Origin of the sequence: Aeromonas dhakensis, from assembly GCF_002285935.1 — a bacterium.
GTDB lineage: Bacteria > Pseudomonadota > Gammaproteobacteria > Enterobacterales > Aeromonadaceae > Aeromonas > Aeromonas dhakensis.
The window spans coordinates 1,167,352-1,182,361 of sequence record NZ_CP023141.1 but is presented as its reverse complement, the minus strand read 5'-3'; the positions used below and the strand labels follow the sequence as shown (position 1 = coordinate 1,182,361).

Below are 15,010 nucleotides of genomic sequence, written 5' to 3'. Positions count from 1 at the left end.
ACCTTGGTTGTCATTCGCCCCGGGCGCGGTGCCCACCCTCGCCTTGCTGCACCAAAAAGCTGCAAGACAGTGTTGCGAATTGTGCGATTTACAGGTCGGGATGCAAAAGCATACCCTCGGTAGTGAGCGTGTCCCCTGCAAGGATGGGGAACAATAACTAAAAAGACGATGGGAAACATAAGGATATGACGACAGTCACGCAAGCTTACGACCACAGCCGTCCCCTCAACCGACAGGACTACAAGACCCTGAGCCTGGCGGCGCTGGGCGGTGCCCTCGAATTTTACGACTTCATCATCTTCGTCTTCTTCGCCGTGGTGATCGGCGAGCTCTTCTTCCCCGCCGACATTCCCGAGTGGTTGCGCCAGTTCCAGACCTTCGGCATCTTCGCCGCCGGCTATCTGGCCCGTCCGCTGGGCGGCATCATCATGGCTCACTTTGGCGATCTCATCGGCCGCAAGCGGATGTTCACCCTGAGCATCATCATGATGGCGCTGCCCACCCTGCTGATCGGCCTGCTGCCCACCTACGCCGTGCTTGGCATCGCCGCCCCCCTGCTGTTGCTGCTGCTGCGGATCCTGCAAGGGGCCGCCATCGGGGGTGAAGTGCCCGGCGCCTGGGTGTTCGTCGCGGAGCACGTACCCGCCCGCCGGATCGGGGTCGCCTGCGGCACCCTCACCGCGGGATTGACGGCCGGCATCCTGCTCGGCTCCCTAGTGGCCACCGCCATCAACCGCGGCATGAGCCCGAGCGAGGTGAGCGACTGGGGCTGGCGTCTGGCCTTCGTGCTTGGCGGGGTGTTCGGCATCGTCGCCATGTACCTGCGCCGCTGGCTGCACGAGACCCCGGTCTTTGCCGAGATGCAGGCCAACAAGGCGCTGGCGGAAGAGCTGCCGCTCAAGACGGTGCTGCGCAGCCACAAGAGCAGCGTCGTGATTTCCATGCTGCTCACCTGGCTGCTCTCCGCCGGCATAGTGGTGGTGATCCTGATGACCCCCACCTACCTGCAGAAGGTGCACGGCATCAGCCCGGCCGATGCACTGACCGCCAACTCGCTGGCCATTCTGGCCCTGACGCTGGGTTGCATCGTCTATGGCCGGCTCATCGATGCCCTCGGCAGCGGCCCCACCTTCATGCTGGGCTCATTGCTGCTGGCCGGCGCCAGCTACGCCTTCTATCACGGGCTGGCGAGTGACACCAGCCAGCTGGTGCCGCTCTATGTCCTGGCCGGTTTCGCGGTGGGGATCGTCGGCGCCGTGCCCTACGTCATGGTCAACGCCTTCCCGGCGGTGGTGCGCTTCTCCGGGTTGTCGTTCTCCTACAACGTGGCCTACGCCATCTTCGGCGGCCTCACCCCCATGCTGGTGACCCTGTGGATGAAGAGCGACATGCTGGCCCCCTCCCACTATGTGGTCAGCCTGTCGGTGCTGGGCTTTGCCATCGGCCTGTGGCTCTGGCTGCAGCAGCGCAGTCAGCGCCAGAGCGCGCCACAGGCCGCCTGAATCCTCCCGAGCCCCGCCCAGTGCGGGGATTTTTTCATATGGCTGGTGTTCAGCCCGACCGACATAAGATAGCCTCCCTCTCGGGCCCCTCGACGGCCCGGGACACTCCTCCACCCTAGTCATCCGAGGTTCATGATGTTCTTTCAGGTCGTATTTCTCGCCTTGCTGGCGCTGCTGCCCATGGTCAACCCGCCCACCACGGCCACCCTGCTGCTGGGGCTGAGCAAGGGGATGTCGCGCGAACACGTGCGCCGCCAGATCAACCTGGCCGCCATCTATCTGTTTGCCACCCTCTGCGTCAGCTTCTTCATCGGCTCCTCCATCCTGGATCTGTTCGGGATCTCCATTCCTGGCCTGCGCCTGGCCGGCGGTCTCATCATCGCCTTCATCGGCTTTCGCATGCTGTTCCCGGCCCCCAGCCAGGCGGACGGGGTCGACATCAACCAGAGCATCGCCTTCGTGCCGCTCACCATGCCCAGCATGTGCGGGCCCGGCACCATGGCGTTGGTGATCAGCGGCGCCGCCCAAATCGCCGAGCTGCCGGACGAATACAACCGCTTCACCATCTATGCCGCCATGGTCACCGCCTTCGCCCTGATGAGCCTGCTCAGCTGGGGCGTGCTCAAGCTGGCGGATCCGGTCTGCAAGATCCTGGGCGCCACCGGCATCGACGCCATGACCCGGATCATGGGCTTCTTGCTGGTCTGCATGGGTATGCAGTTCTGCATCAACGGCATCAAGGAGGTGGCCCAGGATCCGGTGTTCCACAGTGCGCCGACGGTACAAATGGCACCCGCGTTGCCACACGTATCCGGCACCCTTGATCAACTGCAGGATCCGCGCCAGCCCTGACTGAAAACGGTGTCATAAATGCGCAAAAATCGGCGCTGATCTTGCGCCTGATCATGTTGCTGACACACAAATGAGTTAGTTTGTTTTTTATACAGATTCGATTCAGAGTGTGCTTGGTAGGTTTGTGGATGGACACCCACTCACTTCAGGAGATGTGCAAATGGAAAAGATGCTGACCGAGATTGGAAGCTACAGCCTGTTTCATGAATATCTGAACGTGGTCGGTGCCGCCAGCCCCGCTCTGACCCGGATCAAGAGCCGGTGGGAGTACAAACAGAGCGATCGTCTGGTTGCCCAGATCAGGGTCGACCAACAAGGCAATGCGCGCTTCTTCATCGACGCCCGCGCCATTTCAGTCAACTGACCGAGCCCCGTATCTGCAGCCCCGGCCCTTGCCGGGGCTTTTTGTTTCCCATGATCCCGGATAGCAAAACCCCGGCACCTGGCCGGGGTTTGGCGATCACGGGAGTGCCGCTCACTGCCCTTACTGGGTGCCGCCCACGGTGAGCTGATCCAGCTTGAGGGTGGGCTGGCCGACACCGACCGGCACGCTTTGCCCCTCCTTGCCGCAGACCCCGACCCCGCGATCCAGCGCGAGATCCTTGCCAACCATGGAGACCTGGCTCATCGCCTCGGGGCCGTTGCCGATCAGGGTCGCCCCCTTGATGGGCGCGGTGATCTTGCCATCCTCGATGAGGTAGGCCTCGGAGGCGGAGAAGACAAACTTGCCAGAGGTGATGTCCACCTGACCGCCGCCGAAGCTGGGGGCATAGATCCCCTTCTTCACCGAGGCGATGATCTCGGCCGGGTCGTACTGACCCGCCAGCATGTAGGTGTTGGTCATGCGCGGCATCGGCAGGGCCGCGTAGGATTCGCGCCGGCCGTTGCCAGTGAGCGGCACGCCCATCAGACGGGCATTCTGCTTGTCCTGCAGGTAACCCTTGAGGATGCCGTTCTCGATCAGCACGTTGTAGCCGCCCGGCGTCCCCTCATCGTCGATGGAGACGGAGCCGCGCCGACCCGGCAGGGTGCCGTCATCGACGATGGTGCAGTGCTTGGAGGCCACCTGCTCACCGATGCGACCGGCAAAGGCAGAGGAGCCCTTGCGGTTGAAGTCCCCCTCCAGACCGTGACCCACCGCCTCGTGCAGCAGCACGCCGGGCCAGCCTGCACCAAGCACCACCGGCATGGTGCCGGCCGGTGCATCGATGGCGTCGAGGTTGACCAGCGCCTGGCGCACCGCTTCGCGCACATAGCCAAACGCCCGGCTCTCCAGCCCGTCCAGTTCGAGGAAATAGTCGTAGCCGAAGCGGCCACCGCCACCGGCACTGCCGCGTTCGCGACGATCGCCCTTTTCGGCGATGACGGTCACCGAGAGGCGCACCAGCGGACGCACATCGGCGGCCAGGGTGCCGTCGGTGGCGGCCACCAGCACCTCTTCATAGACGCCACTGATGGAGGCCATCACCTGATTGATGGCGGGATCCAGGCTTCTGGCGAACTTGTCCATCTGCTCCAGCAGGGCGATCTTCTGCTGCTTGTCGAGGGTCTGCAGCGGATCCAGCGCCGGGTAGAGCAGGTTTGCCGAGGTTCTGGCCCACGCCTTTACCTTGCCCTGCGCACCGGCAGCCGCGATGCCACGGGCGGCAGTCACCGACTGTTGCAGCGCCAGCAGGCTCAGCTCGTCCGAGTAGGCGAAACCGGTCTTCTCGCCGCTGACGGCGCGTACCCCCACCCCCTGATCGATGTTGTAGCTGCCATCCTTGACGATGCCGTCCTCCAGCATCCAGGACTCGTGCCAGCTGCGCTGGAAATAGAGGTCGCCGAACTCCACCTGATGGCTCATCAGGCTGCCGAGCAGCTGCTGCAGGCGCCCTTCGTCGAGATCGTTCGGGGCCAACAGGGAGGCACTAACCTGGCTCAATAGACTCAATCTTTCTCTCCACTCTCGATGCGAGATGTCGTAACGGTTAAATCCCCGACCGTGGGTTCGCTTGGCGAAACGTCAGTGGACGTCCAACCCACCATCGGGTTTGCAAGCGTCCGACTCCCCCACCACAGGGCGAATCGAACCTGCACATGTTCATAGCAGACGGGCATGACCCAGCACCGGCATGGTGCGTTGCAGTTCGTCGACAAGACCAGTATCCAGCGGCGCCAGCACGGTGCCGCGCCCGCTGGCCAGGCTGGCCAGCACCCTGCCCCAGGGGTCGATCACCATGCTGTGGCCCCAGGTCTGGCGCCCCGTCTCGTGGGTGCCGCCCTGATTGGCGGCCACCACGTAGCACTGGTTCTCGATGGCGCGGGCCCGCAGCAGGGGTTCCCAGTGCGCCTCGCCGGTCACGGCGGTGAAGGCGGCAGGCACCAGCAGCACGCGGGCGCCGGCGCGGGCCAGCCGGCGGTACAGCTCGGGAAAGCGCAGATCATAACAGATAGAGAGGCCGAGGGGACCAAACGGGGAGTCCACCAGCACAGGCTCCTCGCCGGGGCTGAAGGTCTCCGACTCCCGATAGCGGCCGTGATTGTCCGCCACGTCCACGTCGAACAGGTGGATCTTGTGGTAATGGCCCTTGCGCTCGCCGCTGGGGTCAAACACCAGGGTACTGGTGTGGATATGGTCGGAACCGGCGATGCTGGTGGGCATGGCCCCGGCCACCAGCCAGATACCGTAGTCACGGGCCCATTCGGCCAGTTGCTGCTGGATCGGCGCTGCTCCGCCCAGAGTAGGACCTATGGTCTCGGCCCCGTCCAGATAGCCCTGCCGCTCGCCAAACAGGGCGAAATTCTCCGGCAGCAGCACCAGCAGCGGCCGCTCCTTGGGCAACAGGGCCAGCTCGGCGGCGATCTGCTCCCGGTTATCCTGCCAGTGACGGCCTGATACCAGCTGTATTGCGGCTAACCACATGGTTCTCTCCTTGTCCACGTTACTCGCGATCCACAATATTCGGGTCTTTATCCATCTCTGCCAACAGTTTACGCAGATGATGCCTGACTAATCCCCGTTCGCCCCGTTCCGCCCATTTGAGGCAGTCGAACAGCTCCCACACCAGACCATCACCGTCTCCCATGTAGGCAGGGAAATCCCAATGGCTGGGAGCAGGCCCCGCGACCTCCAGTGCCGATAGCGAATGGGCTTTATCAAAAAGAGGCAAGTAAGGCTTGGCAAGCGGAAAACCGGCATCGCGATCAAGGATATGGATCTCGATGCTGGACATATCCAGGAAGATATAACGCCAGTAGGAACAGACATCTTCATGTCTTCCTTGCCAGCAGTGGAACACCGTACGTTCGCCCACGATGGAACGTACCAGTTCTTCCCCATGCTGATGAAAGCCCGGTTCGGCCAGCAGCAATACATCGACATCGGATACCCGGTCAGCCGTGCCCTTGGCAAGCGAGCCAACCACCACCCCGGCAGCAATGGCGGGATGGGCTTTGCCATGTTCCACCACTGCCTGCAGCAGTGCGAACTGAAGCGGTGGAATCTTGGCCCAACGAGCCTCGTCCATCATGACTGCGACCCTAGCATGACCGCATCGCCAGCCTGCAGGGTGTAATCCAGCACTATGATGCGCTCCAGCACCGGGCGGAAGATGGCCTTGAGGGCATCGTGATCCGGGTGGGGCAGATAGCGCTGGCGGGCCGCCTCGTCGGCAAAGGTCATCAGCACGCTGTGGGTGAAGCCCTCGGCCCGCCCCTCCGGGCTGTCATCCCGCCCCCACTCCACCGCCAGCACGCCGCTGACCTGATGGGGGATGGCGAGAAAGGCGGCGCGCACCGCGTCTATCTGTTCGATCTGGGTGCCCGGCTTGAAGGCGATCAGCAGGATATGTCGGATCATGGCTCACTCCTTGTGATGTTGCCGAACCGTCCGCTCAGCGCTGGGCGGGGCCGGCGTGCTTGGGGCTGAGCAGGAAGGGGGTCACCTCCTGCGCCGGCAGGTTGGGGGCCACCGCATCGACCGCCTCCTTCTGCTGCTGATTGAGCTTGATGCGGGCCCGGTTGCGCCCCGCCTCGATCAGCTTGGGGTCGTCGAGCGGGCCGGAGATCCGGAAATCGATGCGGGTGACCACGTCCACCACCGGCTCCAGCAGTTTGGAGAGCGCCAGCACGTAGAGCCCGGTGATCGGGGTCAGCGAGAAGGCCGCCACCACCGGCAGGGTGCCGCCCAGGTTCGGCGAGAAGCTCAGCTCGTAGTCGAGCCGCCAGCGCACCAGGTCGGCGACGCCCTCGCCGCGCAGGTTGCCGGCCGCCCCCTTCATGTAGAAGTCGTCGTTCTCCACCACCCCCTGCTTGATCCTGGCGGAGGCCGACATGGACTCGAAGTAGAAGCCCTTGTCGAACACGTCACGAAAATCGAGGCGCAGCTTGCGCAGCAATGAGTCGAGGCTGAGCAGGGAGAGCAGTCGCGCCCCCTTGTCGTTGACCTCCCGCAGGGTGCCCCCTTCCAGCTGGTAGTCGACCTTGCCGGCCAGGGTCGGCAGGTTCGGCCGGTAGGGCACGTCGCGCCAGCTCAAGTCCAGCGCCATCTTGCCGGGCGCATCGCCGATGGGCGAGGTGTAGCCGAGCCGCTTGAGCAGCAGCTCGCTGTTGTTGCTGCTGATGTGGGCGCGGGCACGGGTCTGCATGCCGCCCTCCCCGGCCAGCCACTCGGCGCTGCCGCTCAGCTGGCTGCCCGCCAGCCGCATCTCCAGCCCCTTGAGACTCATCTTGTCGGCCCCCGGGATCAGCTCCCCCTTCACCTCCCCCAGCGGCAACTCACCGAAGCGGCAATCCACGCAGCTGAAGGTGAGCCAGGGGATGGCATCCATGATGGCTCTGTCCTGTCTGGCATCGGGATCCGGGCTCAGATCCGAACTCTTGCCGGACCAGTAGATACGGGCGAACTTGGCATCGATGGGCTGGCGATCGGAGACCGGCAGGCGCACCACCCCCATCACGTCCGGGCTGTCGATCATCACCTCGGTGGCCTGATTGACCGGCCCCACGGTGAAGTGCACCGCCTTGAGGTTGGCACTGCCGATGTCGGCACGGGCCAGCTGGCCGTCCACCCACCACTCCTGCGGCAAGAAAGAGGGGCCCACCACCGCATTGCCGCTCGGCGCCGTGCTGGCCGGCAGCCACTGCTTGAGGCGGGCCAGCCAGCCGGCCACGTCGGCCTGCTGCTGGTTGATGGCGAGCAGCATGGGCCGGTCGCGCAGCACCCGGGCACCGGGCTGACCCACGTCCACCCGCACCCGGCTGAGGTAGGGCACGCCGTCGCCGTACACCAGCCGGCTCTGCATGTCGACGTCGGCCCCCAGCACGGCACGGATGTCGGCACTGCCGTCGCGGCCGCGGGCGGTCACCTTGAGCGGCAGCCGGCTGTCGGCCGCCTTGACGAGCGGTGCTGGCAGATCCAGCCCCATCCCCTGCAGGTTGGAGTCGAGCGCCAGCTGGAAGCTGAACGGCTGATCGCTCGGCAGGGTCAACCCCAGGCTGCCGGCCCAGTTGCTGCGCCCCTTGAGGATGGCCAGCGCCGGGATGTCCTGGCGCTGGCGGCGGCTGTCCCACTGCCCCTTGAACTTGAGATCGACCTGATAGCGATTGGGCTGCTGGCGGCCCTGATAGTCGAGGGTGAGCGGCTGGTTCCACAGGCTCGCCTTGAGGTTGCTGAAACGGGTCTGCTCGTTGTCATACTCGAGCCGCCCCTGAACCTGCTCCAGCGGCAGATCCAGGCTGGTGATCCGCACCTTGTTGTTGCTGAACAGGGCGTCGCCGCTGGCCTTGACCTCGCTCTCGCCATCCAGCGGAATATCCAGCTTGACCGAGCCCTTCATGGGGCCGCGGATCTCCACCTCCTGCAGCGCCTGACCGACCGAGCCACCGAGCGGCGAGTCCTGCAGGTAGTCACTGATGGCCTTGCCCTCGCCCTCAACCTTGGCATCCACGTAGAGGTGGGCCCCCGGGTAGAGATCCGGAATCCAGGCGTGCACCGAGTCGGAGCTGGCTTTGCCGAGCCGGGTGGCGCGGCTGTTCATGTCGAGGCTGGCGTTCTGGAACAGCAGATCGATCTGCAGGTCGGTAAGCGGTTGCCAACCGGGGAAGAATTCGTAGGAGGCCTGCTTGAGCGGCACCGCCACCTGGAAGATGCCCTCGCCCTTGCTGTAGGGGAAGTCGCGGAACTCGCCGTACCAGAGCAGGTCAGCCCCCTTGGCCTTGCCCCCCTTGATGGCCCCGCTCAGGTAGTCCACCAGGCTCTTGTCCATCACCTGCAGCGGATAGTAGCGATCGGCGTTGGCCGCATTCTTGACGTCGATGCGGCCGGTCAGGGCGAGGAAGGGGTGTTCGAACAGCTCGAGCCGAAAGCGGCTGGCGAGGCTCAAATCCGGGTTGTCCAGCACCAGATCCTGGCCATAGAGCACCCAGCCCTGCGGCACCTGCCACCAGTCGAGCCGCGCCGAGAAGCGATCGACGGGGATCGGCTCCTTGAAGTGGCGGGCCGGGTCTATGGCATCGTTTGCCAGTTGCAGCCTGGCGCTGCCGCCGGTCGGAGTGAGCCAGAACTCGCCGTTGAGGTCGCGCACGCCGGGCACGTCGCGCCAGGCGTTGACCCTGATGTGGGAGAGCTGGCCGCTGACGGAGAGCCCCTGCCAGCCGGCATCCGCCTGCAGGATCAGATCCTCTATCTTGCCGGTCGGGCGGGTGCGTTTGAGGGTCTCGGTCAATTCGGGATAGATCCCCGATACCAGCTGGCTCAGATTGGCGATCTGGTCCAGATCGATGGCCGGCACATAACCCTGGATGCGATCGCCGACCCGTTCGAGCTGCAGCCGGCTGTGCAGCCAGGGCTTGCCGTCGAGCTTGAAGGTGACGTCGTGGCTGGCAAACTGCCACTCCTTGCCGTCCCGGCGCAGCTGGATCTTGCCCCCCTGCAGCCCGAGCCGGTGCAGGTCACCCTGTTTTTTTTCATCCTGCCAGATGAGGTAGTTGTCGCCGAACGCCAACAGCGAATCCCCCAGCTGACCGGCCTTGAACTCGCTCCAGAGCTGGAAGTCGAGCTGGCCGCTCACCTTGGGCTCCCCTGCATGGGTGCGCGCCAGCATGGGGCTGATGTCGAGCTGGCGGGCCCCCAGATAGAGCTGGCCCTTGAGCCGGTCGAGCCGCACCTGAGGGGCATCCACGTCGACGATGAGGTCGAGGGTGCTCTCGCCCACCCCGTTGATGAGGTAGGCCTTGCCGACCCCTTGGTGGCGCTTGCCGCGGTTCTGCCAGCGCAGCTGGGCGATGTCGAGGGCTCGCACCTCCCCCAGCGCCGTGGTGAGGCTGAGGCGGGTGTCGTGAATATCGAAGGTGGAGAGCTGGGTCAGCAGAAAGCGCAGCAGGGCCTGCTGCTGGTCGCTGCCGTCACCGGTTTCCGGCTCCGCGGGCTGACTCAAATCCAGCGCTATGTCGCCATCGCTCAGGATCAGCTGACCAAATACCGGCTTGAGTTCGTTGAGGGAGCGCCAGAAGTCGAGGTGGGCCCACACCTTGCCAAGGCGCAGGGCGAAGCGACCCGAGTTCGGCGCGATCACCAGCTGCTGCAGCTCGAGGGCCGGGCCGCGCTGGGTCCAGTCCAGCCCGATGCGATCGACGCTGGCCTCCAGCTTGCTGTCGGCCAGCAGGGTATCGAGCAGCGCCTGTCTGTGCTGATTGAGCAGGGGGCCGCCAACGCGTACCAGACTGACCAGGATGGCCAGCAGCACGAAGAAGACCCCGAGGGCCAACCAGCCCCGACTCAGCCAGCGATAGACCAATTACATCATCACCACGTCGAACTGCTCCTGCCCGCAGAGCGGCTCGCTCACCACCCTGACCTGCTTGCCGATGAACACTTCCAGCTCCGCCAGACTGTGGGACTCCTCGCCCCGCAGATAGTCGGCCACCGCCGGGGCGGCATAGACGGTGAACTGATCCGCGTCGTAAGCCCGGTTGACCCGGATGATCTCCCGCAGGATCTCGAAGCAGACCGACTCCACCGTCTTGACCCGGCCGCGCCCCTTGCACTCGGGGCACTCGGAGCAGAGCACGTGCTCCAGGCTCTCGCGGGTACGCTTGCGGGTCATCTCCACCAGGCCGAGCTGGGAGAAGCCGTTGACGTTGGTCTTGGCTCTGTCCTTCGACAGCGCCTGCTCCAGGCTGTGCAGCACCCGGCGGCGGTGATCCTCGGACTGCATGTCGATGAAGTCGATGATGATGATGCCGCCGAGGTTGCGCAGGCGCAGGTGGCGAGCGATGGCCGCCGTCGCCTCGACGTTGGTATTGAAGATGGTCTCTTCCAGATTGCGATGGCCGACGAAGGCCCCGGTGTTGATGTCCACCGTGGTCATGGCTTCGGTCTGGTCGATGATGAGGTAGCCGCCGGATTTGAGCTCAACCTTGCGCTCCAGCGCGCGCTGGATCTCGTTCTCCACGTCGTAGAGATCGAAGATGGGGGATTCGCCGGAGTAGTACTCCAGCTTGCCGGCCAGCTCAGGCACGTACTCCTCGGTGAAGCGCTTGAGCTGATCGAAGCTCTGGCGCGAGTCCACCCGGATCTTGTCGAGCTCGGCGCCGACGAAGTCGCGCACCACCCGAAAGGCCAGGCTGGGATCCTCGTAGAGGATCTTGCAGGGGGGATACTTCTGCTTGCGCTCCAGGATCTTGCGCCACAGGCGTTTGAGGAAGGCGGCATCCTGCTCCAGCTCCTGCTCACCCACCCCTTCGGCGGCGGTACGGATGATGTAGCCACCCAGCTCGTCCACATAGCCGGCCACGGTGCGCTTGAGGCGCTCGCGCTCCGCCTCTGATTCGATGCGCTGGGAGACACCCACATGGGCGCTGCCCGGCATGAACACCAGATAGCGGGACGGCAAGGTGATGTCGGTGGTGAGGCGGGCCCCCTTGGTGCCTAGCGGATCTTTCACCACCTGCACCATGATGTCCTGCCCCTGGCGCACCAGCTCGGCGATGTTGCCGGCCTGGAACTGCTCCTTCTCCTTCACCGCCACGCACTCGGTGTGGGGGACGATGTCGGAGGCGTGCAGGAAAGCCGCCTTGTCCATGCCGATGTCGACGAAGGCCGCCTGCATGCCGGGCAGCACCCGGCTGATCTTGCCCTTGTAGATGTTGCCCACGATGCCACGCTTGGCCTGACGCTCCACGTGCACTTCCTGCAGCAGACCGTTCTCGACCAGGGCGACCCGGGTTTCGGAGGGGGTGACGTTTACCAGCAGTTCTACCGACATAAGTTACCTTGCCTTTCTAGTTTTAAATTCTGGCAGCCAAACCGGCGCGCAACCGGTGAGTAACGCAGTAAGAAACAGCCGGCGGTTGTCACCGACCTATGCCTTGCCTGTGATGGCTTCAAATTCTGGCCGCCCTGTTCGAATGCCATGCCGGCCAGCGAGGCGGCGGCGCTGACCACGGCGGCGACGGGATTAGCGAACCTGTTCCAGATGATGCTTGATCAGCAGATCCGTTTCCAGCAAGGGCAGGCCGACCACGGCGCTGTAGCTCCCCTCGATGCGGCTGACGAACTTGCCGGCGATGCCCTGGATAGCATAGGCGCCGGCCTTGTCGCACGGCTCGCCGGTACGCCAGTATGCCTCGATCTCGGCCTCGTCCAGCTTGCGAAAGGCCACATTGGTGGTGACCAGCCGCACATCGCAGCGCTCCGGGGTGGCCAGCGCCACCGCCGTCATCACCTGATGCACCTTGCCGGAGAGCGCCTCCAGCATGTCCTTGGCATCGAGCAGATCGGAGGGCTTCTCCAGCACCCGGTCACCCAGCACCACTATGGTGTCGGCCCCCAGCACCGGCAGCGCCGTGGGCGCGGCGGCCACGCCGGCCATCGCCTTGTCGCGTGCCAGCCGGCACACGTAATCCTGGGGCTTTTCACCCTCTTCCCGTTGCTCCGGCACATCCAGCTTGAGGACTTCGAAACGGTAACCCAGCTGGGTCAGCAGTTCGTGGCGGCGGGGTGAGCCCGAGGCGAGATAGAGTTGCAGTTCGTTGTGCTTGTTCATAATCGCTTGATGAGATGAGGTACGGTTACAATTAGTTGTTTTTACTCACATTCACTTGATATTGAAGCGCCGGCGCACCTTGCGCAAGACCAGGAAGACCCAGGGCCATATTAGCATGGTGCTCAGGGTCGACCAGAAGTAGGCGAAATTGAGGCTGGCCCGGCTGAACAGGTGCTCGGCCCAGAAGATGGTCACCTTGCCCACCAGCGAGAGGCAGCCGATGATCAGCGCCTGTTGCCAGAGGGAGAAGTTGCGGATCTTCTGGAACTGGAACGCCGCCAGGTAGGTGGTGATGGCCATCGCCATGGCCCGCACGCCGAGGGTGCTGCCGAGCAGCACGTCCAACAGCAGGCCCGCCACCCAGGCGGTACCGACGTTGGTCCGGTGCGGCAACGCCAGTGCCCAGTAGATGAGCACCATGGCGAGCCAGTCAGGCCGGAAGGGTTCGAGTTGGAAAGGAAGCGGCAGGATCGACAGGCTCAAGGCCAGCAGGATCGAGATCCAGATCCAGATCCTGCCGCTGGCGGGTTGTAACATCAGCGCGTCGCTCCCGCAGCAGAAGGCGCCGGCGTGGTAGCCGGGGCCTCTTCATCGTCATGCACTTCCGGTTTCTTGTCGGTCCACAGCAGCAGCAGATAGCGCAGGCGGTCCAGCGCTACCAGCGGTTTGGCCTCGACCTGGGCGAAGGGCTTGCCCTCCACGTAGTCGGAGCGGGTCACGGTCGCCACCGGATACCCTTCCGGGAAGCGGCCGCCGAGGCCCGAGGTGACCAGCAGATCGCCGACCTGCACGTCGGTATTGCGCGGCAGGTTGCGCAGCTCCAGCTTGTCGAGCTCGCCGCTGCCGGAGGCAATGGCACGCAAGTCGTTGCGCAGCACCCGCACCGGGATGCCGTGGCTGGAGTCGGTGATGAGCAGGACGCGGCTGGTGGTGGAGCCCACGTGCAGCACCTGACCTATCACCCCCTGATCGTTGATCACCGGCTGGCCGTTGTAGACACCGTCCAGCGCCCCCTTGTTGATCAGCACCTGATGGCTGAAGGGGTCGGAATCCACCGACAGCAGCTCGGCCACCATCTTGCGGGACTCCTTGTGCACCGGCGAACCGAGCAGCTCGCGTAGGCGCTGGTTCTCGTGCTCCAGATGATCCATCTTGAGCAGGCGCGAGCGCAGGGTGAACAGCTGTTGTTCCTGCTGCTTGGTCTGCTCGATGAGGCCGGCCCGGGTCTGCACCTGGGTCGACATGGTGTCAAGCAGGGTGCCTGGCGCATTGGCCATGTATTGCAGCGGGCTGACGAGTGAGCTGAGGTAGACGCGGACGTGGCTGAACACACCGAAGCGGGAGTCCGCGACGATGGCAGCAATGGAGATGATGACGGCGAGAAACAACCGTAACTGAAGCGAAGGGCCTCTACCAAAAATGGGTTTCATGGGTCGTCAAAAAAGAGCCGGCACGCTGGCCGGCTTTGGGTCTTATTCGTAGTGGAACAGATCGCCACCGTGCATATCGATCAGCTCCAGCGCCTTGCCGCCGCCACGGGCCACGCAAGTCAGCGGATCTTCGGCCACCACCACAGGGATGCCGGTCTCTTCCATCAGCAGACGGTCGATATCTTTGAGCAGGGCACCACCACCGGTCAGCACCATGCCGCGCTCGGAGATGTCGGAGGCCAGCTCGGGCGGTGACTGCTCCAGCGCCACCATCACGGCGGAGACGATGCCGGACAGCGGCTCTTGCAGCGCTTCCAGGATCTCGTTGGAATTCAGGGTGAAGCTGCGCGGCACACCTTCGGCCAGGTTGCGACCACGGACTTCGATCTCGCGCACCTCTTCGCCCGGATAGGCGGAGCCGATCTCGTGCTTGATGCGCTCGGCGGTGGCTTCCCCGATCAGGCTGCCGTAGTTGCGGCGCACGTAGCTGATGATGGCTTCGTCGAACTTGTCGCCGCCGATGCGGACGGACTGGGAGTAAACCACACCGTTCAGGGAGATGATGGCCACTTCGGTGGTACCACCACCGATATCGACCACCATGGAGCCGGTCGCTTCGGAGACCGGCAGGCCGGCACCGATGGCGGCAGCCATGGGTTCATCGATCAGGTAAACCTCGCGGGCGCCGGCGCCCAGAGCGGATTCCTTGATGGCGCGACGTTCCACCTGGGTGGAGCCGCACGGTACGCACACCAGCACACGCGGGCTGGGGCGGAAATAGTTGTTGTCGTGAACCTGCTTGATGAAGTGCTGCAGCATCTTCTCGGTCACGTAGAAGTCGGCGATCACGCCGTCTTTCATCGGGCGAATAGCGGAGATGTTACCCGGGGTACGACCCAGCATCTGCTTGGCGGCATGACCGACAGCAGCGACCGATTTGGCGTTCCCGCGCTCTTGGCGAATGGCGACAACTGAGGGTTCGTTAAGGACGATCCCTTGATCTTTTACATAGATCAGGGTGTTGGCAGTTCCCAAGTCGATCGACAGATCGTTGGAAAAGACGCCTCTGAGCTTTTTGAACATGGCTACGGGAAATCCTAAGAATTTGGAGGTGCAGAAAACCGGCTAACTTTACCAATGCCCACCCCAATCGGCAAGCGCTCAAACTGTCGCCAGCCCATCGGGCGCGACAAAAATG

General features: G+C 64.0%; 13 protein-coding genes. 3 read left to right on the top strand and 10 right to left on the bottom strand.

Going from position 1 to position 15,010, the window contains the following annotated elements; translation table 11 throughout:
• The first annotated feature begins 185 nt into the window (after nt 1-185).
• From CK627_RS05875 to CK627_RS05865, 3 genes are all read left to right on the top strand, one after another.
• Nucleotides 186-1,502, top strand: coding sequence for an MFS transporter (locus CK627_RS05875; protein WP_005308131.1), 1,317 nt, complete (start codon nt 186-188; stop codon nt 1,500-1,502).
• 135 nt (nt 1,503-1,637) lie between these two features.
• The gene (locus CK627_RS05870; RefSeq protein ID WP_167385282.1) at nt 1,638-2,354 is read left to right on the top strand and encodes a MarC family NAAT transporter; all 717 of its coding nucleotides are present in this window, start codon (nt 1,638-1,640) and stop codon (nt 2,352-2,354) included.
• 160 nt (nt 2,355-2,514) lie between these two features.
• The gene (locus tag CK627_RS05865; RefSeq protein WP_005308127.1) at nt 2,515-2,718 is read left to right on the top strand and encodes a hypothetical protein; all 204 of its coding nucleotides are present in this window, start codon (nt 2,515-2,517) and stop codon (nt 2,716-2,718) included.
• A gap of 120 nt (nt 2,719-2,838) precedes the next feature.
• Here the strand turns inward: CK627_RS05865 and tldD are convergent, their stop codons facing one another.
• The 10 genes from tldD to CK627_RS05815 all read right to left on the bottom strand — a co-directional run bounded on the left by tldD (nt 2,839) and on the right by CK627_RS05815 (nt 14,895).
• On the bottom strand, nt 2,839-4,287 hold the full coding sequence (gene tldD / locus CK627_RS05860) for a metalloprotease TldD (protein ID WP_167385281.1): 1,449 nt from the start codon (nt 4,285-4,287) through the stop codon (nt 2,839-2,841).
• A 150-nt stretch (nt 4,288-4,437) separates the two neighbouring features.
• Nucleotides 4,438-5,259: a carbon-nitrogen hydrolase family protein gene (locus CK627_RS05855; protein WP_095591868.1), complete on the bottom strand. Its 822-nt coding sequence runs from the start codon at nt 5,257-5,259 to the stop codon at nt 4,438-4,440.
• Between the two features lie 19 nt (nt 5,260-5,278).
• A complete protein-coding gene (locus tag CK627_RS05850) occupies nt 5,279-5,866 on the bottom strand; it encodes a nucleotidyltransferase domain-containing protein (RefSeq protein WP_095591867.1) in 588 nt (195 codons plus the stop codon).
• Complete coding sequence (locus CK627_RS05845) at nt 5,863-6,195, bottom strand: Dabb family protein (protein WP_095591866.1); 333 nt, start codon at nt 6,193-6,195, stop codon at nt 5,863-5,865. Before CK627_RS05845 ends, CK627_RS05850 begins: the two co-directional genes overlap by 4 nt.
• A gap of 34 nt (nt 6,196-6,229) precedes the next feature.
• Nucleotides 6,230-10,132 carry a YhdP family protein gene (locus CK627_RS05840; RefSeq protein ID WP_167385280.1) on the bottom strand — a complete coding sequence of 1,301 codons (3,903 nt, stop codon included), beginning with the start codon at nt 10,130-10,132 and terminating at the stop codon, nt 6,230-6,232.
• Nucleotides 10,133-11,602, bottom strand: coding sequence for a ribonuclease G (gene rng, locus CK627_RS05835; RefSeq protein ID WP_005308119.1), 1,470 nt, complete (start codon nt 11,600-11,602; stop codon nt 10,133-10,135).
• Between the two features lie 192 nt (nt 11,603-11,794).
• The gene (locus CK627_RS05830) at nt 11,795-12,382 is read right to left on the bottom strand and encodes a Maf family protein (protein ID WP_010635366.1); all 588 of its coding nucleotides are present in this window, start codon (nt 12,380-12,382) and stop codon (nt 11,795-11,797) included.
• A 51-nt stretch (nt 12,383-12,433) separates the two neighbouring features.
• On the bottom strand, nt 12,434-12,919 hold the full coding sequence (gene mreD / locus CK627_RS05825; protein WP_005308115.1) for a rod shape-determining protein MreD: 486 nt from the start codon (nt 12,917-12,919) through the stop codon (nt 12,434-12,436).
• Entirely contained in the window at nt 12,919-13,812 is an 894-nt protein-coding gene (gene mreC, locus CK627_RS05820) for a rod shape-determining protein MreC (protein ID WP_024942712.1), read from the bottom strand. Before mreC ends, mreD begins: the two co-directional genes overlap by 1 nt.
• A gap of 42 nt (nt 13,813-13,854) precedes the next feature.
• Nucleotides 13,855-14,895, bottom strand: coding sequence for a rod shape-determining protein (locus CK627_RS05815; RefSeq protein ID WP_005308111.1), 1,041 nt, complete (start codon nt 14,893-14,895; stop codon nt 13,855-13,857).
• Nucleotides 14,896-15,010: the final 115 nt, after the last annotated feature.

Coding starts and splice junctions, on each gene's coding strand:
- CK627_RS05815 (WP_005308111.1), bottom strand. CDS start 14,895: ATGTTCAAAAAGCTCAGAGGCGTCTTTTCCAACGATCTGTCGATCGAC.
- CK627_RS05875 (WP_005308131.1), top strand. CDS start 186: ATGACGACAGTCACGCAAGCTTACGACCACAGCCGTCCCCTCAACCGA.
- mreD (WP_005308115.1), bottom strand. CDS start 12,919: ATGTTACAACCCGCCAGCGGCAGGATCTGGATCTGGATCTCGATCCTG.
- CK627_RS05845 (WP_095591866.1), bottom strand. CDS start 6,195: ATGATCCGACATATCCTGCTGATCGCCTTCAAGCCGGGCACCCAGATC.
- CK627_RS05865 (WP_005308127.1), top strand. CDS start 2,515: ATGGAAAAGATGCTGACCGAGATTGGAAGCTACAGCCTGTTTCATGAA.
- CK627_RS05870 (WP_167385282.1), top strand. CDS start 1,638: ATGTTCTTTCAGGTCGTATTTCTCGCCTTGCTGGCGCTGCTGCCCATG.
- CK627_RS05855 (WP_095591868.1), bottom strand. CDS start 5,259: ATGTGGTTAGCCGCAATACAGCTGGTATCAGGCCGTCACTGGCAGGAT.
- CK627_RS05830 (WP_010635366.1), bottom strand. CDS start 12,382: ATGAACAAGCACAACGAACTGCAACTCTATCTCGCCTCGGGCTCACCC.
- mreC (WP_024942712.1), bottom strand. CDS start 13,812: ATGAAACCCATTTTTGGTAGAGGCCCTTCGCTTCAGTTACGGTTGTTT.
- rng (WP_005308119.1), bottom strand. CDS start 11,602: ATGTCGGTAGAACTGCTGGTAAACGTCACCCCCTCCGAAACCCGGGTC.
- CK627_RS05850 (WP_095591867.1), bottom strand. CDS start 5,866: ATGATGGACGAGGCTCGTTGGGCCAAGATTCCACCGCTTCAGTTCGCA.